Genomic DNA, 21,278 nt, shown 5'->3' on the forward strand with positions numbered 1-21,278 from the left:
TATTAGATTTTTACACCTCTCTCATAATAAATAATAAATTAAGATGAAGAAAATGAATAAGATACTTAAAAGCTCTTAGTGGTGGAAAACATTTTTAAAGAGAGCCTACGCTTTAATGATAACAATTCTCTTAGGGATCCCGAGCGGCGTAAAGTATTAAAGCTAATAGCAGCAACGGGAGCACTATTTGCTACTGGGCATTCTCCTTTTGTTCGTACATCTACATTCCGCACTGAACAGGCGATTCAGAAGCGTCTAGAGGAGATAATTCATAATGTAGTTGTCATTTATTTTGAAAATCACTCATTTAATAGCTTATTTGCTGATTTCCCAGGACTGCTAGATCCGCTCGCAAGTATGCCTCCTGAGCTTTTAGTTCAACGGGACATTAATGGAGATATACTAAAGCGATTACCTCCTATATGGAAAGGTCTTGTGCCCTATGAACAAGTTGTAGGAGATCGTAAATACCAACTTTTACAAGATTTTAACAATACGCTTCCTAATGCTCCATGGATTTTAACAGATGAAGAAGGCAACCCATTACCCCATAGTGTGATTCATCGTGACTTAGTTCATGAATTTTACCGTAATCAGCTGCAAATTAATGGGGGGCGTAATGACATGTTCGTCGCTTACAGCGATAGTGGTGCCTTACCTATGGCTCGATACGCAACTACCGATTCTAATTTAAAAATGTGGCAGCTTGCCCAAGAAAATACCCTATGTGATCGCTGGTTTATGGGTAGCTTTGGAGGTTCTTTTTTAGCACATCAATATTTAATTGCTGCACAGCCACCACTTTACCCTAACGCTGATTGGAGTATCGCTAAAAATAAAATTACCCTGATTAAGGGTAATCACGCACATGGGATTCATCCTATACTAGATAAACATTCCCCTTTAAATCCTATAAAAGGAACTTTAAAATTTTCTCAAATAGGATCGCTGACTCCTGATTTTTATTGTGTCAATGCAATGGAGCCACCTTATATGCCTTCAGCTATAGGTGCGGATAAAAAAAATCCCCACTTAACTAAACGGAATAGTTCAGCAGTCCTTCCGCCACAACACCATGCGACCATTGGGGATCGCTTAACTGATGCTGGTATCTCATGGGCTTGGTATGGAGGTGGATTTCAAATGGCACTAGAGGGTAAGGGATTTAATGGTATTCATACTAATTTTCCAGAAGCACCAAATTTCCAATACCATCATCAACCTTTTAACTATTTTAAGCGCTATGCTCCAGGTACTAAGGATAGAAAAAATCATCTACGAGATGGAGGGATAGGAAATAGTTCTCGTGCTAATAGATTTTTAGCTGATGCAGAATCGGGTAATTTACCTCAAGTGGCATTTTATAAACCCCAAGGTAGCTTAAGCCTGCACCCGGGTTATGCAGATGTAGATTCTGGGGATTTTCATATTGATAATATTATCCATACCCTTAAACAAGGTCCTCAATGGGAGCATATGTTAATTTTGGTTTTACCTGATGAGAATGGGGGATTTTGGGATCATATATCACCTCCTAAAGGGGATCGTTGGGGGCCAGGTACTAGAATTCCAGCGATAGTGATATCCCCATTTGCTAAAAAAGGATTTGTAGATCATACAATTTATGATACAGGGTCAATACAACGATTTTTAAATATACGATTTGGGCTTGAGCCGCTACCCGGAATTATTAGACGGGATCAAGCAATGGAGGCAGCGGGCACCGCTGCACCTGGAGATTTAACGAATGCTCTTGATTTGAAAGCCTAATTTCTTTTAATTTTTTATTGCTTTGTATGCAAATAAAGTATTTTTCCCAAGCTTGTGAAAATAATAAGCAGCCTATTTTAGAGCGGCTTCAGGTCGTTCTTAAAAATACAAGTGAAGTCTTGGAAATAGGCAGTGGAACCGGACAACATGCTGCCTATTTTAGTAGGCAATTGCCATATTTAATTTGGCATCCAAGTGAAAAAGATACTGAATCTGTAGAAATTTTAAAGGAAAACTTAAGTATATTAGGATCATCTACAAATTTATATGATCCTATCACTCTAAATGTGGCACAGAATCCTTGGTCAGTCTCTACTATAGAAAGTATTTTTAGTGCTAATACTTTGCATATTTGTGCTTGGGAAGAGGTACAGAATTTCTTTAAAAGGGTAGGAAAAATATTAAAATCCAATGGGATTTTATGTATTTATGGACCATTTCGCTATCATAATGCCTATACTAGTGCCAGTAATGAACAATTTGATACTTGGTTAAAATCCCGGAACCCTAAACAAGGTATCCGAGATTTTGAAGCTGTAAATAAGTTGGCACAGACTGTAGGATTATCCTTGCAACAAGATTATGCCATGCCGGCAAATAATCAATTGCTAGTTTGGCAGAAATTTACTTAGTATTTTACTTACCTTCGTTTTGCCACACTATGCGCAAATTCATGGAGAATATCTGCACTTTCTTCCCAACCCATACAGGCATCAGTAATGCTTTGTCCATAGGTAAGCGGTTGTCCTAGAACAATATCTTGGCGACCGGGGATTAAGTGACTCTCTAGCATAGCGCCAGTAATACGCCGATCTCCTGCGGATATCTGTGCTGCTACGTTTTTAGCCACTTGAATTTGTTGTTGAGGATCCTTACCGCTATTACCATGGCTACAGTCAATCATAACTTGAGGGACAAGTCCTGCCTTAGCCAATTTTTTAGCTGTACTATCAATACTCTCTCTATCATAGTTGGGGGCTTTTCCACCTCGTAGAATAAGATGGCAATCAGAATTACCTGTCGTAGAAACAATTGCAGAGTGACCTTCTCGAGTGACAGAAAGAAAATGGTGAGGTTTCGAAGCAGATAAAATAGCGGCGATAGCAGGATCTGGACTGCCGTTGGTTGCATTTTTAAATCCTACAGGACAAGAAAGTCCAGAGGCCAATTCACGATGAACTTGGCTTTCAATAGTTCTAGCACCAATCGCACCCCATGAGATTAAATCGGCTACATATTGGGGACTAATTAAATCTAAAAATTCAGTAGCCGCAGGTATGCCAGCTGAAGCCAGATCAAGTAAAAGTTTACGTGCTAAATGTAATCCTTCATTAATTTGAAAACTATCGTTTAAATGGGGATCATTAATAAATCCCTTCCAACCTACGGTAGATCTGGGTTTTTCAAAATAAACCCGCATAATCACTAATAAATTATCTTTTAGTTTAGTTTTTAACTGCTTAAGCCTCTCAGCATATTCCCAAGCAGATTTAGCATCGTGAATAGAGCAAGGTCCAACAATAACAATAACCCGATCGTCTTCACCTTTAAGAATTTGTTGAATTTCTTGTCGGGTTTGATGGACGGTTGTTGCTGCTTCATAAGTAATGGGCAACTCCGCCTGAAGTTGAGAAGGTGGAATAAGCTCTTTTATTTCTTTAATACGTAAATTTTCAGTAGGAAAGTTCATGAATTATCTTAGATTTATTGCTTTGCATTTTTGTTAAAAATGCTAAAAAAATAGATCTTTACTCCTTAGGATAAATTAGTCTTTGACGTTAAAGGCTTATAGTATAGAGTGATTGGTATAAATTTTCAGGTTTGAATTAATTAAAAAATAATGATTTATGATGAAAAATACCCCTTATCCTTTGGAATCTTTTTATAATTGCATTTTACTACCCATTAAAGCGTTTCTCCAACGCCCCACATCTGGGGGTATTATCTTAATTATTGCTACTATTTTTGCTTTAGTTTTATCCACTTGGCTAGGGGAAGAAGCAATCTATCATTTCTGGGATCAGTCTCTAGAGATTTTAGCCAGCCAAGGGGTTAGTCTAAAGCTCTCATGGCATTATTGGGTGAATGATGGGCTGATGTTCTTTTTCTTTTTATTCGTAGGACTAGAACTTAAATATGAAATATTAGTAGGAGAGCTTTCCTCATTCAAAAACGCTTTACTACCTGTTATTGCCGCTCTTGGTGGCATGGTTGTTCCTGCGTGTATTTATACAGGATTTAATACAGGTACTTCAGCTATATCGGGTTGGGGTATTCCAGTAGCTACTGACATTGCTTTTGCAGTGGGTATTTTAACTTTACTTGGAGATCGCATTCCTAAAAATCTCATTGTATTTTTAACTGCCTTAGCGATTGCCGATGATCTTGGTGCCGTGGTAGTCATTGCTCTTTTTTATACTGACGCTATTAATACCCATGCCTTATTATCTGCAGGATTTTTATTTTTATTGTTGTTATTTTTTAATCTAAGCGGAATTAAAAATCTAATTCCTTACCTAATAGTAGGAGTGGTGCTTTGGTACGCTATGTTGTTATCTGGAGTACATGCAACCGTTGCAGGTATTTTACTGGCTATGGCTATTCCTATTTATGGCTCTAAGGATATTAAAGATTTTGAACAGAAGACTGGTGATTTTTCTAAAATAAAAAATAAAAAAGACTTATCTTACTCAGAACTTGATCAGTCTATTTCAGAAATAATCGATACTGGGATTGTTACCCAAAGCCCATTAAAACGAATGGCAAATTTTCTTAATCCTTGGGTTAGTTTTGGTATTGTGCCTATTTTTGCTCTTGCTAATGCAGGGATTGATTTAAGCCAAATTACTTGGTCTGATTTGTTCTCAGAAAATGTAACTTTAGGGGTGATGTTTGGGCTAGCCTTAGGTAAATTTATTGGGATTAGTCTTTTCAGTTGGATTACAGTTCATCGAGGGTGGGGAAGGTTACCGTCCGGAGTTGCTTGGCAGCATTTTTTTGGGATGGCATGGCTTGGCGGCATTGGCTTTACTATGTCTTTGTTTATTAGCCAGCTCTCTTTTACGAGTATAAACCATATAGAGCAGGCGAAACTAGGTATTTTTCTTGCCTCTTTCCTTTCTGCAATCATAGGATTAGGCTGGCTTTATCAAATCGCTCGCAAATCTTAGTACTTAAGATTAATTATGGCAGATATTCATTATCATATTTACCCTAAAAATCTCCAAGCTCATTTATTTGAAATTACCTTAACTATTTTAAAACCTGATCCTGAAGGGCAAAAATTGTTACTCCCTGCTTGGATTCCGGGGAGTTATTTAATTCGAGATTTTGCAAAACATGTGATACAACTTAAAGCAGAATCTCAAGGGCAACTTATAGCCATAGAAAAAATAGATAAATCTACGTGGCAATGCATTCCGGTCTCTGCACCTCTTAGAGTGATTTATGAAGTTTATGCTTGGGATGATTCAGTGCGTACCGCTTATTTAGATACTTTTCGAGGGTTTTTTAATGGGAGTAGTGTCTTTCTTCAAGTGACTGGGCAGGAAAATCAACCCTGTGAAATCACCATTTCCCCTCCTATAGGTGAGTCTTATAGTCAGTGGAAAGTAGCCACTGCTTTTCAAACCGCAGGGGCAAAGCCTTATGATTTTGGAAATTATCAGGCAGATAATTATGAAGAATTGATTGATCACCCGGTAGAAATGGGGCAATTTAGCTTGGCTACTTTTCAGGCTGATGGGGTACCCCATGATATTGTAATTTCAGGACATCATCGAACCGATATGGATCGGTTATGCAAAGATTTGAAGATTCTGTGTGAACATCATATTCGATTCTTTGGCGAGCCAGCCCCTATGAAACGCTATGTTTTTTTAATTAGAGCAACAGGGGATAGTTATGGTGGACTAGAACATCGAGCGTCATCAGCATTGATCTGCAATCGGGATCATCTTCCGCAGCTAGCTGGCCTTCTTAATAAAGAGGGATATCGTACTTTCTTAGGCTTATGTAGCCATGAGTACTTCCATACCTGGCATGTAAAACGAATTAAACCTGCTGTATTTATCCCCTATGATTTAACTAAGGAAAACTATACCCGCTTACTATGGGTATTTGAAGGAATCACTTCTTACTATGATGATCTTGCTTTAGTTCGTGCAGAGTTAATTAGCCCAGAGAGCTATTTGTCCTTACTCTCCCATACTATTACTAGAGTGCTTCAAGGATCAGGGCGACTGAAGCAAAATTTAGCTGATTCTAGCTTTGATGCCTGGACTAAGTTCTATCAGCAAGATGAAAATGCCCCTAATGCTATTGTGAGTTACTATGCTAAAGGATCTTTAGTTGCCCTAGCTTTAGATTTGACTTTAAGGCGAGATACCCAAGGAAAATGCTCCTTAGATACAATGATAAAAGTGCTTTGGCAGTCCTATGGTAAAACGGGCAAAGGGCTACCAGAAATAGGTGAAATTGGTATTGAACAAATGACCCAAAGGATTTCTGGATTAGATTTAAGCACATTTTTTGATCATGCCTTGCGAAGCACAGAAGATCTAGATTTAGAATCTTTGTTTCAATGGGTAGGTATTCATTATCAGTTATATTACTCAAATAAAAAAGAGGAGCAACCTTCAGCCACCCTGGGGATTAAATTAACACCCAAAGTGCTAGAGGCAAAAATCAGTCAAGTTTTTGATCATAGTGCTGCCCAACTTGGGGGAATGGCAGCAGGAGATACCATTATTGCAGTAGATGGTATTAAAGCCACTGCAGAGAATTTAGAAAATTTAATTGCTGCCTATCCCGTAGGGGCAACGATCACATTTCATTCTTTTCGGATAGATGTATTACATGTATTTCAAGTCGTCCTAAAACCAACTCCTAAAAATACCTGTATCTTGAGTTTTAACGAACAGGCTTCTTCAGAGGCAATGATTGCTAAAAAATTTTGGCTTAATTAGTTTTTTAGCCTACATTATAACCAGTCATAAGAGACATTTATTTCTATGCACATATGTATTTATTCAAGAAAGGGATTTGGGGGGATTTCATATTATTCTGTGATAAAATAACAACTTAAACCAACATTGGTTGGTACTGCACTACTCACCCTAACCGCTTTAGCTACCCCAGCTTTAGCAGCTTCCTATTACCTATACTTTCAACTACAGGGGGAGTGCCCAGAGCTTTACAGTTTCCACATCATCAGGTACCTACCAAATTATTGCTTATGGAGCCTCAGGGGACTCTAGTGGTAACGGTTCTAGTGACGAGATGAGAGGGATATTCTTTCCCAGGGTGAGGTGCTTACCATCGCTGTGGGGGGGTAGGTCGTGATGTTACCCCAGATGATAATGTCGGTGGTGGTGGCGGCAGTACCAAAGGTGCCAGCCCCGGCTTCGGTGCTCCCTCTTTTCTAGCATCAATCGCAACGAACTCAGTGGAGTTTAACGGAGTCAATTCGGGCAATGGCTTAGTCACCATTACTTTCCTACCGCCTTCAGAGCTTGTCCCGGAACCATTGAGATTACTTTAAAAATTTCTTAATATCTAATAATGAAGCAAAGAGTGTACTGGGTATTCTTTAAGAATTTCTTTTCCATTTAGGAAATCTAACTCCACCACGAAAAAGCAAGCGACTATGGTAGCTCCTAGCTGCTCAATTAAATCACATGCTGCTTTAGCCGATCCCCCAGTGGCTAATAAATCATCTACTAATAGCACGTTATCTTTAGAGCTAAGGGCATCTTCGTGAATTTCTAAAGAAGCAGTACTATATTCTGTCGCATAAGAAATTTCTCGTATTTTGTAGGGAAGTTTACCGGGTTTACGTAAGGGGATAAAACTAACACCTAGCTCCCAAGCGATTAAAGAGCCAAAAATAAAACCTCGAGCTTCGATTCCAGCAACTGCTGTAATATTTTGTTCTGAGAATAATTTCAATCCGTAACCTACAATAAACCGTAGAGCATCTGGATCTTTGACAAGCGGGGTAATGTCCTTAAATAAAATGCCAGGTTTTGGAAAATCTGGAATATCACGCACAATCCCTTTAAGTTGATCTATATCCATAAGTGTCCTTGTGTTTAAATATTAGAAAATAAAACAATAATACTAATACCCTTCTTGCGTATATAACATTAATTTTTAGTTTTTATATTATGTTGATTACCTTTTTTAGATCTTTCTGTATTTTTTTGATCCTATGCACTGTAAGCGGGTGCACATCCCATAAAAAAAACATTGCGAAGCAAGGACTATATACTTTAGAAGTAGATCGGGTTATTGAACAACCCTCCGATGAGGCTAGAGAGCGAATTTTAGAGATAAAGCCTTTTCGCATAAGCCCTCGTTATCAAGATATTACCCTAACTTACCAAAAAAATAATTCTTGGTTTCAAACAGAAAGAAATCAAGCGTTTATTCAGCCTCCAGAAATTTTGATTACAGATCAGATCAGTCGATATTTAAGTCACACAGGACTTTTTAATACTGTAGTTCAGGGTAAAACTAAGCTTAAAATTACTCAAACTTTAGAGGGAGCAGTTACTGCATTGTATGGGGATTTTGATAACCCTAAAGGACCTTTAGCTATCATGGAAATACAATTTTTTCTCCTTGAGCTATCACCTGCAGATTATTCTATTGAGGACCTTATTAAGAATGAAAAGAAGAAAAAGTCAGCTAAGAGTGACACTTTAAAAATGGTACTCCAAACAGGTTTTAGGGTTGAGACGGAAATTGCAAAACCTACGCCAGAGTCTTTAGTACAGGGATGGAATAATGGATTAGAGAGTATTTTGCAAAACTTTGAGAATGATTTAAATAATTTTTTTAAAGAGAGAAACCCATCTGAATATCCAGATGAGTAATTTTAGTTATTTATATCACTCATTTCCTTATTTTAGGCAATTGGATAATCTCGATATATAATAACATCTTGCCCTATCTAAATAAATTCATAGAAGGAATATTAAATTGTTATGGATGATATTGCCCTAGAAGTTCTTCCCGTTAATATTGAAGATGAGATGAAACAATCTTATCTCGATTACGCTATGAGCGTAATTGTGGGTAGGGCATTACCAGATGTGCGAGATGGGTTAAAGCCTGTGCACCGACGAGTATTATATGCGATGGAGCAGCTCCACAATGATTGGAATAAACCCTACAAAAAATCAGCAAGAATTGTGGGGGATGTCATTGGTAAATACCATCCTCATGGAGATACTTCTGTTTATGATGCGATTGTGAGAATGGCACAGCCTTTTGCAATGCGCTATCCGCTTATAGATGGTCAAGGAAATTTTGGTTCTGTGGATGGTGATCCACCTGCAGCTATGCGCTATACCGAAATTCGTATGGCGAAAATCTCCCATGAGTTACTTGCTGATCTCCATAAAGAAACGGTAAATTTTGTTCCAAACTATGATGAAGTAGAACAAGAGCCAGTTGTTTTACCTACAAAAACACCTAATTTGCTAGTCAATGGTTCTTCTGGGATTGCAGTGGGTATGGCAACCAATATTCCACCCCATAATCTTGGAGAAGTGCTTAACGCTTGTATTGCTCTGATTGATGATCCTGATCTGGAAGTAGATAGGCTAATAAAATATATTCCAGGACCAGATTTTCCCACCGCTGGAATCATTAATGGTATCGATGGAATCTTAAGCGCCTACCGTACAGGACGAGGGCGAGTTTTTGTTCGGGCACGTACTTATATAGAAAATAATGAAAAAAGTGCTAAACAAAGTATCATTGTTACTGAGTTACCTTATACCGTAAATAAAGCTCGATTGCTTGAAAAAATTGGTAGCCTCGTTAAGGAGAAAAAGATTGAAGGGATTGTAGGTCTTCGAGATGAGTCTGATAAGGAAGGAATGCGGATGGTCATCGAAGTACGCAGAGGAGATATACCTGAGGTGATACTAAATCACCTTTATCTTCACACCCAGCTACAGACTGTATTTGGAATTAATATGGTTGCTCTTGTTAAGGGGCAGCCTCAGGTATTAAATCTAAAGCAAGTACTTACCTATTTTATTGAGCATCGCCAAGAAGTAGTGACTCGGCGTACTGTTTTTGATTTAAGAAAAGCAAGAGAACGGGCTCATATTTTAGAGGGATTAGCTTTAGCATTGACCAATATTGATCCTATTATTGTTTTGATTAAAGCTTCACCTAATTCAGCAGCAGCTAAGGAAGCACTTTTATCCCAATCTTGGTCATTAGGTTTTGTAGCAGACATGTTACAACGGATAGGTAGTGATATTTCTAGGCCAGAGAATTTAGATAAAAATTATGGAATTATAGAAAATAGCTACTATTTATCCCCCATTCAAGCACAAGCAATACTAGATATGCGCCTTCATCGATTAACAGGATTAGAGCAAGATAAAATTATAGATGAATATGTACAAATTATTGCTTTAATTCAGTCGTTATTAGAGATTCTGACTAATCCTAAACGATTGATGGCAGTCATTAGAGAAGAATTGACAGAAATAAAAAGCCAATATACTAATCCTCGTTGTACAGAAATTAGAGATGAGCGAGTTAATGTTGTCCTTGAGGATTTAATTCAAGAAGAAAGCGTAGTAGTTACTTTATCTCATGGTGGTTATATTAAATCACAGAGCTTAGATACTTATCGTGCTCAAAAACGAGGTGGTAAGGGTAAAGTGGCAACAACTATGAAAGAAGAAGATTTTATTGATAAACTCTTTATCGGCAATACCCATGATACGCTATTGTGTTTTTCAAGCCGAGGTAAAGTATATTGGAAAAAGGTTCATGAGATTCCTCAGGGAGGAAGAACTACTCGTGGGAAACCTATCGTTAATCTGCTTCCTTTAGATTCTGATGAGAAAATAAATGCAATTCTTGCAACCCGGGAATTTGATGAAGGCAGGTATATTTTTATGGCAACTGCTTCAGGGGTTGTGAAAAAAACATCTCTACTAGAATTTTCTAGACCTCGTGCTAATGGCATTATTGCTCTGGATTTAAATGAGGATGACTATTTGATTAATGCAGTGCTTACCGATGGTCAACAGGAAATTATGTTATTTAGTTCTGAAGGTAAAGTGATTCGATTTTCAGAACAGGAAGTGAGATCCATGGGGAGAACTGCTCGGGGGGTAAAAGGGATTGACCTTAATTCAGGCAGCCAAGTGATTGCTCTAGTAATTGCAGAAGGTGGTGCTATCTTAACTACAACAGAGTTAGGTTATGGAAAATGCACACCGATTGCTCAATACCGTCTTCAAGGGCGGGGAGGGAAAGGAATTATTTCTATTCGTACTACCCCTAAGAATGGTCAGGTGATTGGGGCTACTCAAGTGGAAAGAGAAGATGATATTGTATTAATTACAAATAATGGTACTTTAATCCGCAGCCCTGTACAGGGCATTCCTCTTATGGGGCGAAATACTCAAGGAGTTAAATTAATTAATCTTTTGAATAGCGATCGTTTGGTGGGTATTGATCGAATTGTTGAAGAAAGTGAATCTACATAATAAATTAAAATTATTGAGGAATTAGAGGCAATGGCACGTATCTATAATTTTAGTCCTGGTCCAGCAATGCTTCCCAATGAAGTTATGGAACAAGCAAGAGATGAGATGCTTAACTGGCATAATACGGGAATGTCAGTCATGGAAATGTCCCATCGAGGCAAGCAATATACAGAGATTGCTGAAGAATCTGAAGCGGATTTTAGAGAGTTACTGTCAATTCCAAGCAATTACAAAGTATTGTTTTTACAAGGAGGTGCTGCAAGTCAATTTGCCATGGTACCTATGAATTTATTACGTGGTAAGAAAAAAGCAGATTATCTATGCACAGGACATTGGTCTGAAAAAGCGATAGCAGAGGGGCAAAAATTTTGCGAAGTAAATGTAGTTGCAAATACTAAGAGTACTAAATTTACTCATATTCCTGCTCAACAAGATTGGAATTTAGATTCAGAAGAGGCTGCCTACTTTCATTACACTCCTAATGAAACTATTGCTGGAGTAGAGTTTCACTGGATTCCAGAAATAGGCAGTGTGCCTCTTGCAGTGGATATGTCTTCTACCCTGTTATCTCGTCCCATTGATATTAGCAAATTTGGTGTGATTTATGCAGGAGCACAAAAAAATATTGGCTGTGCAGGATTAACAATAATTATTATCCGAGAAGATTTGATGGGTCAAACATTACCTGGAACACCTACTATGTTTGATTATCAAATTCACGCTAAAAATAATTCTATGTACAATACCCCATCTACTTACCCATGGTATATCTCTAGTCTAATATTTAAGTGGTTAAAGAGAAAAGGTGGGCTTGTGGCTATGGCGGAAATAAATCATAAGAAAGCAGAAACTCTCTATGGATTTATTGATAGTAGTAGTTTTTACACTAACCCAGTAGATCCAGCATGTCGTTCTTGGATGAACGTACCTTTTATTTTAGCCAATTCTAATTTAGATGAGCAATTTCTTCATCTGGCAAAACAAGCAGGATTATCCAATTTAAAAGGGCATCGATCCGTTGGTGGGATGAGAGCAAGTATTTATAACGCAATGCCTCAAGAGGGCATCAACGCTTTAGTGGATTTTATGAAAGAATTTGAGCGTACTAAAGGGTAGTTAATTATCAATCATCTTAGCACTATAGCCATATAGTAGTAGAGTGGGAGTATTTTATGTATAAAATTCAAGTATTAAATAATATTTCTGAAAAAGGGTTAGCACGACTCTCTGAAGATCAGTATGAAATAGTTGCAGAATCAAAACACCCAGATGCTATTCTTTTGCGCTCTCATAATATGCATGATATGACTATCCCCTCTACGCTAAAAGCGGTAGGTCGTGCAGGAGCAGGTACTAATAATATTCCAGTGTCTAAATTAAGTAAGCAAGGTATTGCTGTATTTAATACACCTGGAGCAAATGCCAATGCAGTGAAAGAATTAGTGCTTGCAGGGTTATTTTTATCTGCGAGAAATATTTGTCAAGCATGGCAAGCTGCTTCAGCACTTACTGGAACTGATGATCAAATTCATTTAGAAGTAGAATCACAAAAAAAGAAGTTTGTAGGTATTGAGCTGCCTGGAAAAACTCTAGGTATTGTAGGGTTGGGAGCAATTGGTGTTGAAGTCGCAAATGCTGCCCTAAATTTAGGGATGCGGGTGATTGGTTATGATCCGCAGATTACTGTTAATCGTGCTTGGGCATTATCTGCTAGTGTAGAGCAAGCGGAGAGCTTAGAGTATCTTTTATCTCAAGTAGATTTTTTATCCCTTCATGTCCCCCTAGTAGATTCAACGAAAGGTTTTATTAATGAAAAAAGTTTAGCTGGGATTAAAAAAGGAGCAAGAATACTTAATTTTGCTCGAGCAGAAATTGTAGTAGAAGAAGCAATTGTCAAAGCAATTAAAGAAGGTAAAATTGCTGCCTATATCTGCGATTTTCCAGGAAATCACTTAAAAGGACATCCACAAATTATTACGCTACCTCATCTCGGTGCCTCAACTCATGAAGCAGAGGAAAATTGTGCAGTAATGATTGCAGAACAAATCCGTGATTTTTTACAGCATGGTACGGTACGTAATTCAGTAAACTTTCCAGATGCTATGCTGCCTAGAACTGAAGGTTGGCGACTTGCCATTATTAATGCCAACGTTCCTAATATGGTAGCACAAATTTCTACCCATATTGCTCATCAAGGCCTTAATATTGTAGATATGATTAATAGATCAAAAGGTAATCTTGCTTATACTCTTATTGATATAGATCAGCATATTCCAGGGAATTTGCTTAATATGCTTCGAAATACTTCAGGAATATTTTCAGTACGGGTTTTATAAATTTGCTGCTCATCAATCATGGATGATAATCAATTAGAGCTACAAAAAATTAGAGCAGAAATTGATATTATAGATGAGCAGATACAGACATTAATTAGCGATAGGGCAAAGTTAGCTTGCAAAACAGCACAGTTGAAGAAATCACTGGATATGGATGCAAGCTGTTTTCGCCCAGAGCGTGAAGCAGATATATTACGCCGGGTTATTTCACGTAACCAAGGACCACTAGGTGGAAAAGAAATGGCTCGGCTATTTCGTGAAATCATGTCTGCCTGTCTTGCATTAGAGACACCTTTAACAGTTTCCTATCTAGGTCCAGAAGGAACATTTACTGAGACTGCGGTGTTAAAACACTTTGGTTTATCAGTAAATACTAGACCTGTTACAGGCATTAGCGATATTTTTCGTAATGTGGAGGAAGGTTTAGCCCATTATGGGGTTGTTCCTGTAGAGAATTCTATAGAGGGGGCAGTTACCCATACTTTAGATGAGTTTTTTAACACGTCCTTACAAATTTGTGGTGAAGTTGAACTCCCTATTCATCATCATTTGTTAAGCAGCAATAATACTATCGCTAACATAGAACGAGTATATGCTCATCCCCAAGCACTCGCTCAGTGTAGGAAATGGTTAGATACTCATTTAGGATCATCTTGCGAACGGCTTCCAATCCATAGTAATGGAGAGGCCGCTCAAAGAGCTGTAAATGAGCTAAATTGTGCTGCTATTGCAGGAGATCGTGCTCAAAAAATTTATAACTTGCAATGTTTAGCATCCCATATAGAGGATAATCCTAGAAATACTACTCGTTTTCTTATCATTGGCACTCAGAAGATAACACCTAGTGGAAATGATAAAACTTCACTGCTTATTTCTGGACCAAACCGACCAGGATTATTATATGGCTTGCTTCGACCGCTAGCAGAAAATAAAATTAGTATGACTCATTTAGAATCAAGGCCTTCTCGGTGTGGTCAGCTATGGGAATATATCTTTTTTATTGATTTGGAGGGACATCAAGATTCTTCCAACATGGTAGATGCGTTACCTGAATTAAAAAAACAAGCCTCTTTTTTTAAGCTTTTAGGATCTTATCCAAAAGCTGTTTTGTAGATGATTAAATATTAATATTAATGACTGAAAATTTATTTATTCAATTTGCATCAACAGGAGTGCAAAGCCTTACTCCTTATCAACCTGGCAAGCCTATTGAAGAATTAGAGCGAGAATATGGAGTAGAAAATGCAATTAAGCTTGCCTCAAACGAGAATTCTTTAGGGCCTAGCCCGCTTGCATTAAAAGCAATGGATTATATCCTTAAAGGTGTTTCCCGATATCCAGATGGGAGTGGGTTTCTTCTTAAATCTGCATTGTCCTCTCATTTAGGTGTTAATCCAGAATATATTACCCTAGGTAATGGCTCCAGTGATTTATTAGATTTTATAGCTCGTATTTTTATCTCCGAGTCTTATGAAGTGCTTTATTCCCAATATTGCTTTGCTCTTTATCCGTTATTAACTAAAATTCAAAGTGCACAAGGAAGGGAAATTCCTGCTAAAAACTTTGGTCATGATTTAACAGCAATGGCTGCAGCAATCAGCGATCGTACTCGACTTATTTATATTGCAAACCCAAATAATCCAACAGGTACATGGTTATCTCACAATGAATTAGAATCTTTTTTAGATTCTATTCCTAAACATGTATTTGTTGTACTGGATGAAGCTTATTATGAGTATGTGGATGAAGAGAATTACCCTAGATCTATAAATTGGCTTAATCGTTATCATAATCTATTAATTACTCGAACTTTTTCTAAAGTATATGGCCTTGCTGGATTACGTATTGGTTATGGTTTATCTCATCCTGATTTAGCCGATTTAATGAATAGGGTACGCCCCCCATTTAATGTAAATAATCTTGCACTAGCTGCTGCTCTAACTGGGTTAGAGGATCAAGAACATATTCAGCGTAGTTTAAAAGTAAATCGTGAAGGGATGAAACAGCTTGTGGAGGCATTTACTCAACTAGGGCTAGCTTATATTCCCTCTGTAGGAAATTTTATTACAGTAGATATGGGAAGGCCTGCTAGGGTGGTTTATGAATCTTTACTTAGGAAGGGGGTAATTGTAAGGCCCATTGCAAATTATGGATTACCTAACCATTTACGAATTACGGTAGGCACGAGAGAAGAAAATACGTTTTTCATTCAATCTGTAAGACAAGTACTTGAGGCAATCTAATGATCCAACACTTATGTATCGTAGGCCTTGGATTAATTGGTAGTTCTCTTGCACTTGCACTAAAACGTTGTGGAGCAGTAAATGAAGTCATAGGCTATGATTGCAGTACTGAGCATAGAGAAAAAGCATTAAGTTTAGGTATTGCTGATCGGGTAGAGGCTGAGCTTAAAGATGCCTTAAGAGAGGCTAATATAGTTGTATTATCAGTACCTGTAGGTGCAATGAAGGGCTTATTTCAGAAAATAGCACCTGATCTAAATTCTCAAACTATTATTACTGATGTAGGAAGCGTAAAAGGTGTTGTGATTGAGTCCGCCTATGCTTATCTTGGATCTCATTTTCGTAATTTTATACCTGGTCACCCTATTGCGGGAATTGAAAAAAATGGACCAGAGGCAGCTGATTCTCAATTATTTACGCATCGTAAAGTTATTCTAACCGCTCTACCAGAAAATAATCCTTTAGCAATTGAGCAAGTGACCAAAATGTGGGAATACGCTGGCGCAACTGTTGTGAAAACGAGTATTTCTCATCACGATGAAGTATTAGCTATAACTAGTCATCTCCCTCATATTCTTGCTTATGCTTTAGTTGATTTGTTTAGCCAATGCGAACAGCCAGAAGAGTTTCTACAATTTTCAGCTGGTGGATTTCGAGATTTTTCTCGGGTTGCAAGTAGTGATCCGATTATGTGGCGAGATATTTGTATAGCTAATCATATCCCCCTATTAAATTTAATCGATCGATACATAGATAAGCTGGACAATATTAGAGAAGCAATTGTTCAACAGGATGCAAATACACTCACAGAGCTATTTACTCGAGCTAAATTTATTCGAGATTCTAATCTATAGACTAGTTTAGACTAAAAGAAAAAATATGTCCTTTATCCAATCTTCAGATAACTCGATCACTTTTGTTGTATTACCTAGTCAATCTCTTTTAGGTCATATAAGAGTACCTGGAGATAAATCTATTTCTCATCGCTCAATAATGATGGGTGCTTTAGCAGAAGGTAAGACTTCTATTACTGGGTTCTTAGAGGGAGAAGATACTTTGGCTACCTTGAAGGCTTTTCGTGAATTAGGAGTCACTATTAAGGGACCAGAAAATAGTAAAGTTGAAATCTCTGGGGTAGGTATACATGGCTTACAAGCTCCTAGTAAACCTATTTATTTAGGTAATTCTGGTACTTCTATGCGAATATTGGCGGGATTATTTTCTGGTCAATCTTTTGATACTACCCTAATAGGTGATATCTCTCTTTCCAAACGTCCTATGAAAAGAGTATGCGATCCTTTGAGCAAAATGGGTGCTGTTATTGAAACCACTGATAAAGGGACTCCCCCTTTATATATTTATGGAAATCGCACTTTAAATGGCATGAACTATGATATGTCTATCGCAAGTGCCCAAGTGAAGTCTAGCTTACTTTTTGCAGGACTTTATGCAAAAGGGAAAACTTGTATCACTGAACCTGCACCTACTCGAGATCATACTGAAAAAATGCTCGCTGGATTTGGTTATCCTGTGGAAAAAAAAGATAACTGTATTTGCATTATAGGAGGCGGAAAACTACATAGTACAGAAATAGATATTCCAGCAGATATATCTTCTGCTGCTTTTTTTATGGTAGGTGCAGCTATTAGTCAAGAATCAGAAGTTATATTAGAACATATAGGTATTAACCCAACGCGTACTGGAATTATCAATATTCTTAAACTTATGGGGGCACAAATAGAAGTAGAAGAATTAGGCACGGTAGGTGGTGAATTAGTAGGTACTATTTATGTTCGCTCCAGTCAATTACATGGTATTGATATCCCTAAACATTTAGTTCCCCTTGCTATCGATGAATTTCCTGCTTTATTTATTGCTGCGGCTTGTGCTAAAGGAACCACTACTTTATCTGGAGCAGAGGAGCTGCGGGTTAAAGAAAGCGATCGTATTCAGGTAATGGCCGATGGCTTAAATACTTTAGGAATTAAAGCTCAACCTACACCAGATGGGATTATTATTGAAGGTGGAAAGATTAAAGGGGGATCTGTTCATAGCCATGGTGATCACCGCTGTGCCATGTCATTTTCAATGGCAGCTCTTGCTTCCCAAGACACTATTACAGTTAATGACTGTGCGAATGTAGCTACTTCTTTTCCAGGGTTTTTAGAATTAGCTTCAAATGCTGGATTAGCAATTCATACTATCTAACTAATATATATTGAGATATCTTTTAATTATTTAAATCTAACTTATGCGTTCTTATAAACTTATTGTATTTGATTGGGATGGTACACTTATGGATTCTGAGCGACATATTGTGGATAGTATGCGTAAAACTATTCAAGAATTAGACCTCCCACAACGTACAGATAGCGAATTACGTAATGTGATTGGATTAGGTTTAAAAGAGGCACTATATACTCTATATCCTAATTCAGATTCATCTCACTTAAAAACAATAGGGGAGCGATATCGATTTAATTATTTTAGTAATCCTTCAAGTAGCCAGCTTTTTGATGGGGTTCCACAGTTATTAGCTCAACTACATAAACATAATTATTTAATGGCTATTGCTACAGGTAAAGGCAGGTCTGGACTGAACCAAGCCTTATCAGACTCTGGAGTTAAGGATTATTTTTATACTACCCGATGTGCAGAGGAAACTGAATCTAAACCTAGCCCTAAGATGTTACAAGAAATTATGGAAGATACCCAAGTAGATATACACGAAACTTTAATGGTGGGTGATACAGAATATGATATTTTGATGGCTAAGAATGTTGGCGTGGATGCTTTAGCTGTTAGTTACGGCGTACATGAGAAAAAGCGTCTGGAGGAGTTTTCACCAATAGATTGTCTCGATTCAGTAATAGAACTTCATCACTGGTTACTCACTTAGGTTATCTTTATATTTAATGGATAGGAATATTCCAGTTATTACTATAGATGGTCCAAGTGGTTCTGGGAAAGGTACATTAGCACAAAAACTTGCTATTTACTTAAATTGGAATTATTTAGATAGTGGTGCCCTATATCGTATCTTAGCTTTAGTAGCAAATAAGCGTGAAATCTCCCTATCCGATGAAGAGAAATTATCTTCTCTTATAGAAGAATTGGATATTCAATTTTTCTTATCCACACTAGGACTGAAAATTATTTGGGATAAACTGGATATTAGCCAAGAAATTCGAAGTGAAGGTAATGCAGCTATCGCTTCAAGATTAGCTACATTACCTGTTGTACGTCAATCTTTACTCGGAAAGCAGCGAGATTTTCGTAAATTGCCGGGATTAGTCACTGATGGTAGGGATATGGGTACCATAGTTTTTCCAGATGCAGTATTTAAATTTTTCTTAACAGCAAGCCCAAAACAACGTGCTCTAAGGCGCTATAACCAGTTGAAAGAAAAAGGTATAAGTGCTAATCTCACCACTATAGAAAAAGAAGTTGTTGAAAGGGATAAGCGAGATTGTAATCGCAGTGTTTCCCCATTGCGTAAGGCTGAAAATGCCGCCATTATAGATTCTACGGCAATGAGTATTGATGGTGTATTTCAGCAAGTACTTTTAGAAGTTCAGAAAAATTTAAGTAGTTAAAATGGGAAGTCTTTAGCATTTATGCTGAGACTAATTAATAAACACATAAACTGCGGATTGCTATCTAATTAATGTAGTATATTCCGCAAATTAAGGATTTTGGTGAAATTAATGAGCGAAAGCTTTGCACAATTGTTTGAGGAAAGCCAATTAGAGGCCCCAGGAACAATTAAACTAGGAACAGTTATAGAAGTTAGACCTGATATAGTCATTGTTAATGCTGGATTTAAATCAGAGGGAGAAATTCCAGTAGATCAATTTCGGGATAGCGATGGAAATATAAATGTTCAGAAGGGAGATCAAGTTGAAGTTGTTCTAGAGACTATTGAGGATGGTTTTGGTGCCACAAGACTTTCCCGAGAAAAAGCTAAAGCTGTCCGAGTTTGGGATGATTTAGAGAAATCCTTTAGTACAGGAGAAGTTGTTACTGGTACCCTAACAGGTAAAGTAAAAGGCGGCTTTACTGTTGATTTAGATGGAGTGCGTGCCTTTTTACCAGGATCGTTAGTAGATGTACGACCTATTAGAGAGTCTAATTATCTAGAAAGTAAAAACCTTGATTTTAAATTAATTAAAGTAGATCGGCAGAAAAATAATATTGTAGTTTCCAGACGTGCGGTAATGGAGGCTGAACATGGTGCAGAACGAGAGGCACTGCTAGCTAATTTAGAAGAAGGAAAGATTGTTACTGGTACCGTAAAAAATTTAACCGATTATGGTGCTTTTGTCGATTTAGGAGGCTTAGATGGATTACTTCACATTACTGATATGTCATGGCGCCGGATTAAGCATCCATCTGATATAGTTAGTATTGATGATAAAATCTCAGTTAAAGTACTAAAATTTGATAAGGAACGTCAACGTGTATCTCTCGGGCTTAAACAAACAGAAGAAGATCCTTGGAAGAATTTAACTGAGCGAACATCTGGTGATACACCGCTGACAGGTAGAGTAACTAATGTTACTGATTATGGCTGTTTTGTCGAAATTGAACCAGGCGTAGAAGGATTGGTGCATATGTCCGAAATGGACTGGACTAATAAAAATATTCATCCTTCAAAAATAGTTCAGGTTGGTGATGAAGTTCAAGTTGTCATTATCGATATTGATAAAGAACGCCGGCGCATTTCATTAGGGATGAAGCAATGCCAACCTAATCCATGGGATCAATTTTCTCAAAAATATAATAAAGGTGATCAAATTTCAGGTGAAATCAAGTCTATTACTGACTTTGGTATCTTTATCGGTTTAGAAGGAGGCATTGATGGATTAATTCACCTTTCGGATATTTCTTGGCATAGTACTGGAGAAGATGTAATCCATAATTACAAGAAAGGTGAACAAATCAATACTGTTATTTTAGCAGTAGATCCTGAGAGAGAGAGAATTTCTTTAGGAATTAAACAATTAGAAAATGATCCGTTCTCTGGCTACATTACTAACAATACAAAAGGTAGTATTGTAAAAGGCATAGTGAAAAACGTTGAGAGCAAAGGGGCAATTATTGACTTAGGTAGCGGAGTAGAAGGGCAGTTACGTGCCGCTGATATTTCTCGAGAGAAGGTAGATGATGCTTCACATCTATTGAAGGTTGGTGATGAAATAGAAGCTAAACTTATCAATATTGATCGTAAAAATAGAATAATTACTATTTCTATCAAAGCAAAGGATATTGAGGAAGAGGCAGAAGCAATTAAGGAGTACTCTGATATTAATTTAAGTACCTCAACTACTTTAGGAGATATCCTTAAAGAGCAGATAGAGAAAAAAGAAAATAATGAGTAATGCTATACGTTATTAATTCCT

General features: G+C 37.5%; 18 protein-coding genes. 15 read left to right on the forward strand and 3 right to left on the reverse strand.

Going from position 1 to position 21,278, the window contains the following annotated elements; all coding sequences use genetic code 11:
* Nucleotides 1-81: 81 nt before the first annotated feature.
* Both acpA and NSCAC_RS04240 read left to right on the forward strand, forming a co-directional pair.
* A complete protein-coding gene (gene acpA / locus NSCAC_RS04235) occupies nucleotides 82-1,770 on the forward strand; it encodes an acid phosphatase (RefSeq protein ID WP_197745165.1) in 1,689 nt (562 codons plus the stop codon).
* A 26-nt stretch (nucleotides 1,771-1,796) separates the two neighbouring features.
* Complete coding sequence (locus NSCAC_RS04240) at nucleotides 1,797-2,402, forward strand: DUF938 domain-containing protein (RefSeq protein WP_197745166.1); 606 nt, start codon at nucleotides 1,797-1,799, stop codon at nucleotides 2,400-2,402.
* Nucleotides 2,403-2,410: 8 nt separating this feature from the next.
* Here NSCAC_RS04240 and NSCAC_RS04245 read toward each other — a convergent pair whose 3' ends face one another.
* Nucleotides 2,411-3,460: a 3-deoxy-7-phosphoheptulonate synthase gene (locus NSCAC_RS04245; RefSeq protein WP_197745167.1), complete on the reverse strand. Its 1,050-nt coding sequence runs from the start codon at nucleotides 3,458-3,460 to the stop codon at nucleotides 2,411-2,413.
* A 157-nt stretch (nucleotides 3,461-3,617) separates the two neighbouring features.
* On the opposite strand from NSCAC_RS04245, the gene nhaA reads away from it, so the two are divergent.
* Nucleotides 3,618-4,940: a Na+/H+ antiporter NhaA gene (gene nhaA, locus NSCAC_RS04250; RefSeq protein ID WP_197745168.1), complete on the forward strand. Its 1,323-nt coding sequence runs from the start codon at nucleotides 3,618-3,620 to the stop codon at nucleotides 4,938-4,940.
* 15 nt (nucleotides 4,941-4,955) lie between these two features.
* A complete protein-coding gene (locus NSCAC_RS04255) occupies nucleotides 4,956-6,737 on the forward strand; it encodes a M61 family metallopeptidase (protein WP_197745169.1) in 1,782 nt (593 codons plus the stop codon).
* A 346-nt stretch (nucleotides 6,738-7,083) separates the two neighbouring features.
* Here the strand turns inward: NSCAC_RS04255 and NSCAC_RS04260 are convergent, their stop codons facing one another.
* Together NSCAC_RS04260 and NSCAC_RS04265 are read right to left on the reverse strand one after the other, a co-directional pair.
* On the reverse strand, nucleotides 7,084-7,260 hold the full coding sequence (locus NSCAC_RS04260; protein WP_197745170.1) for a hypothetical protein: 177 nt from the start codon (nucleotides 7,258-7,260) through the stop codon (nucleotides 7,084-7,086).
* 66 nt (nucleotides 7,261-7,326) lie between these two features.
* On the reverse strand, nucleotides 7,327-7,848 hold the full coding sequence (locus NSCAC_RS04265) for an adenine phosphoribosyltransferase (RefSeq protein ID WP_232085996.1): 522 nt from the start codon (nucleotides 7,846-7,848) through the stop codon (nucleotides 7,327-7,329).
* An 89-nt stretch (nucleotides 7,849-7,937) separates the two neighbouring features.
* On the opposite strand from NSCAC_RS04265, the gene NSCAC_RS04270 reads away from it, so the two are divergent.
* The 11 genes from NSCAC_RS04270 (at nucleotide 7,938) to rpsA (ending at nucleotide 21,257) form a co-directional block, all read left to right on the forward strand.
* The gene (locus tag NSCAC_RS04270) at nucleotides 7,938-8,648 is read left to right on the forward strand and encodes an ABC-type transport auxiliary lipoprotein family protein (protein WP_232085997.1); all 711 of its coding nucleotides are present in this window, start codon (nucleotides 7,938-7,940) and stop codon (nucleotides 8,646-8,648) included.
* Nucleotides 8,649-8,759: 111 nt separating this feature from the next.
* Nucleotides 8,760-11,297, forward strand: a complete 2,538-nt coding sequence (gene gyrA, locus NSCAC_RS04275; RefSeq protein WP_197745171.1) for a DNA gyrase subunit A — start codon at nucleotides 8,760-8,762, stop codon at nucleotides 11,295-11,297.
* A 30-nt stretch (nucleotides 11,298-11,327) separates the two neighbouring features.
* Nucleotides 11,328-12,413, forward strand: coding sequence for a 3-phosphoserine/phosphohydroxythreonine transaminase (serC, locus tag NSCAC_RS04280; RefSeq protein ID WP_197745172.1), 1,086 nt, complete (start codon nucleotides 11,328-11,330; stop codon nucleotides 12,411-12,413).
* 56 nt (nucleotides 12,414-12,469) lie between these two features.
* On the forward strand, nucleotides 12,470-13,633 hold the full coding sequence (locus tag NSCAC_RS04285) for a phosphoglycerate dehydrogenase (RefSeq protein ID WP_197745173.1): 1,164 nt from the start codon (nucleotides 12,470-12,472) through the stop codon (nucleotides 13,631-13,633).
* Between the two features lie 18 nt (nucleotides 13,634-13,651).
* Nucleotides 13,652-14,746 carry a prephenate dehydratase gene (pheA, locus tag NSCAC_RS04290; protein ID WP_197745174.1) on the forward strand — a complete coding sequence of 365 codons (1,095 nt, stop codon included), beginning with the start codon at nucleotides 13,652-13,654 and terminating at the stop codon, nucleotides 14,744-14,746.
* A 20-nt stretch (nucleotides 14,747-14,766) separates the two neighbouring features.
* On the forward strand, nucleotides 14,767-15,876 hold the full coding sequence (gene hisC / locus NSCAC_RS04295) for a histidinol-phosphate transaminase (RefSeq protein WP_197745175.1): 1,110 nt from the start codon (nucleotides 14,767-14,769) through the stop codon (nucleotides 15,874-15,876).
* Nucleotides 15,876-16,730, forward strand: coding sequence for a prephenate dehydrogenase (locus NSCAC_RS04300; protein ID WP_197745176.1), 855 nt, complete (start codon nucleotides 15,876-15,878; stop codon nucleotides 16,728-16,730). Before hisC ends, NSCAC_RS04300 begins: the two co-directional genes overlap by 1 nt.
* 25 nt (nucleotides 16,731-16,755) lie before the next feature.
* Complete coding sequence (aroA, locus tag NSCAC_RS04305) at nucleotides 16,756-18,084, forward strand: 3-phosphoshikimate 1-carboxyvinyltransferase (protein WP_197745177.1); 1,329 nt, start codon at nucleotides 16,756-16,758, stop codon at nucleotides 18,082-18,084.
* 43 nt (nucleotides 18,085-18,127) lie between these two features.
* Nucleotides 18,128-18,775 (forward strand): HAD family hydrolase, encoded by a 648-nt coding sequence (locus NSCAC_RS04310; protein ID WP_197745178.1) that lies wholly within the window; start codon nucleotides 18,128-18,130, stop codon nucleotides 18,773-18,775.
* Nucleotides 18,776-18,791: 16 nt separating this feature from the next.
* Complete coding sequence (cmk, locus tag NSCAC_RS04315; RefSeq protein ID WP_197745179.1) at nucleotides 18,792-19,472, forward strand: (d)CMP kinase; 681 nt, start codon at nucleotides 18,792-18,794, stop codon at nucleotides 19,470-19,472.
* Between the two features lie 111 nt (nucleotides 19,473-19,583).
* Complete coding sequence (rpsA, locus tag NSCAC_RS04320) at nucleotides 19,584-21,257, forward strand: 30S ribosomal protein S1 (RefSeq protein WP_197745180.1); 1,674 nt, start codon at nucleotides 19,584-19,586, stop codon at nucleotides 21,255-21,257.
* Nucleotides 21,258-21,278: the final 21 nt, after the last annotated feature.

It is taken from the genome of Candidatus Nitrosacidococcus tergens, assembly GCF_902810445.1.
In the GTDB taxonomy this organism is placed as follows: Bacteria; Pseudomonadota; Gammaproteobacteria; order Nitrosococcales; family Nitrosococcaceae; genus Nitrosacidococcus; species Nitrosacidococcus tergens.

Coding starts and splice junctions, on each gene's coding strand:
- NSCAC_RS04240 (WP_197745166.1), top strand. CDS start 1,797: ATGCAAATAAAGTATTTTTCCCAAGCTTGTGAAAATAATAAGCAGCCT.
- NSCAC_RS04245 (WP_197745167.1), bottom strand. CDS start 3,460: ATGAACTTTCCTACTGAAAATTTACGTATTAAAGAAATAAAAGAGCTT.
- nhaA (WP_197745168.1), top strand. CDS start 3,618: ATGATGAAAAATACCCCTTATCCTTTGGAATCTTTTTATAATTGCATT.
- NSCAC_RS04255 (WP_197745169.1), top strand. CDS start 4,956: ATGGCAGATATTCATTATCATATTTACCCTAAAAATCTCCAAGCTCAT.
- NSCAC_RS04260 (WP_197745170.1), bottom strand. CDS start 7,260: ATGGTGACTAAGCCATTGCCCGAATTGACTCCGTTAAACTCCACTGAG.
- NSCAC_RS04265 (WP_232085996.1), bottom strand. CDS start 7,848: ATGGATATAGATCAACTTAAAGGGATTGTGCGTGATATTCCAGATTTT.
- NSCAC_RS04270 (WP_232085997.1), top strand. CDS start 7,938: ATGTTGATTACCTTTTTTAGATCTTTCTGTATTTTTTTGATCCTATGC.
- gyrA (WP_197745171.1), top strand. CDS start 8,760: ATGGATGATATTGCCCTAGAAGTTCTTCCCGTTAATATTGAAGATGAG.
- serC (WP_197745172.1), top strand. CDS start 11,328: ATGGCACGTATCTATAATTTTAGTCCTGGTCCAGCAATGCTTCCCAAT.
- NSCAC_RS04285 (WP_197745173.1), top strand. CDS start 12,470: ATGTATAAAATTCAAGTATTAAATAATATTTCTGAAAAAGGGTTAGCA.
- pheA (WP_197745174.1), top strand. CDS start 13,652: ATGGATGATAATCAATTAGAGCTACAAAAAATTAGAGCAGAAATTGAT.
- hisC (WP_197745175.1), top strand. CDS start 14,767: ATGACTGAAAATTTATTTATTCAATTTGCATCAACAGGAGTGCAAAGC.
- NSCAC_RS04300 (WP_197745176.1), top strand. CDS start 15,876: ATGATCCAACACTTATGTATCGTAGGCCTTGGATTAATTGGTAGTTCT.
- aroA (WP_197745177.1), top strand. CDS start 16,756: ATGTCCTTTATCCAATCTTCAGATAACTCGATCACTTTTGTTGTATTA.
- NSCAC_RS04310 (WP_197745178.1), top strand. CDS start 18,128: ATGCGTTCTTATAAACTTATTGTATTTGATTGGGATGGTACACTTATG.
- cmk (WP_197745179.1), top strand. CDS start 18,792: ATGGATAGGAATATTCCAGTTATTACTATAGATGGTCCAAGTGGTTCT.
- rpsA (WP_197745180.1), top strand. CDS start 19,584: ATGAGCGAAAGCTTTGCACAATTGTTTGAGGAAAGCCAATTAGAGGCC.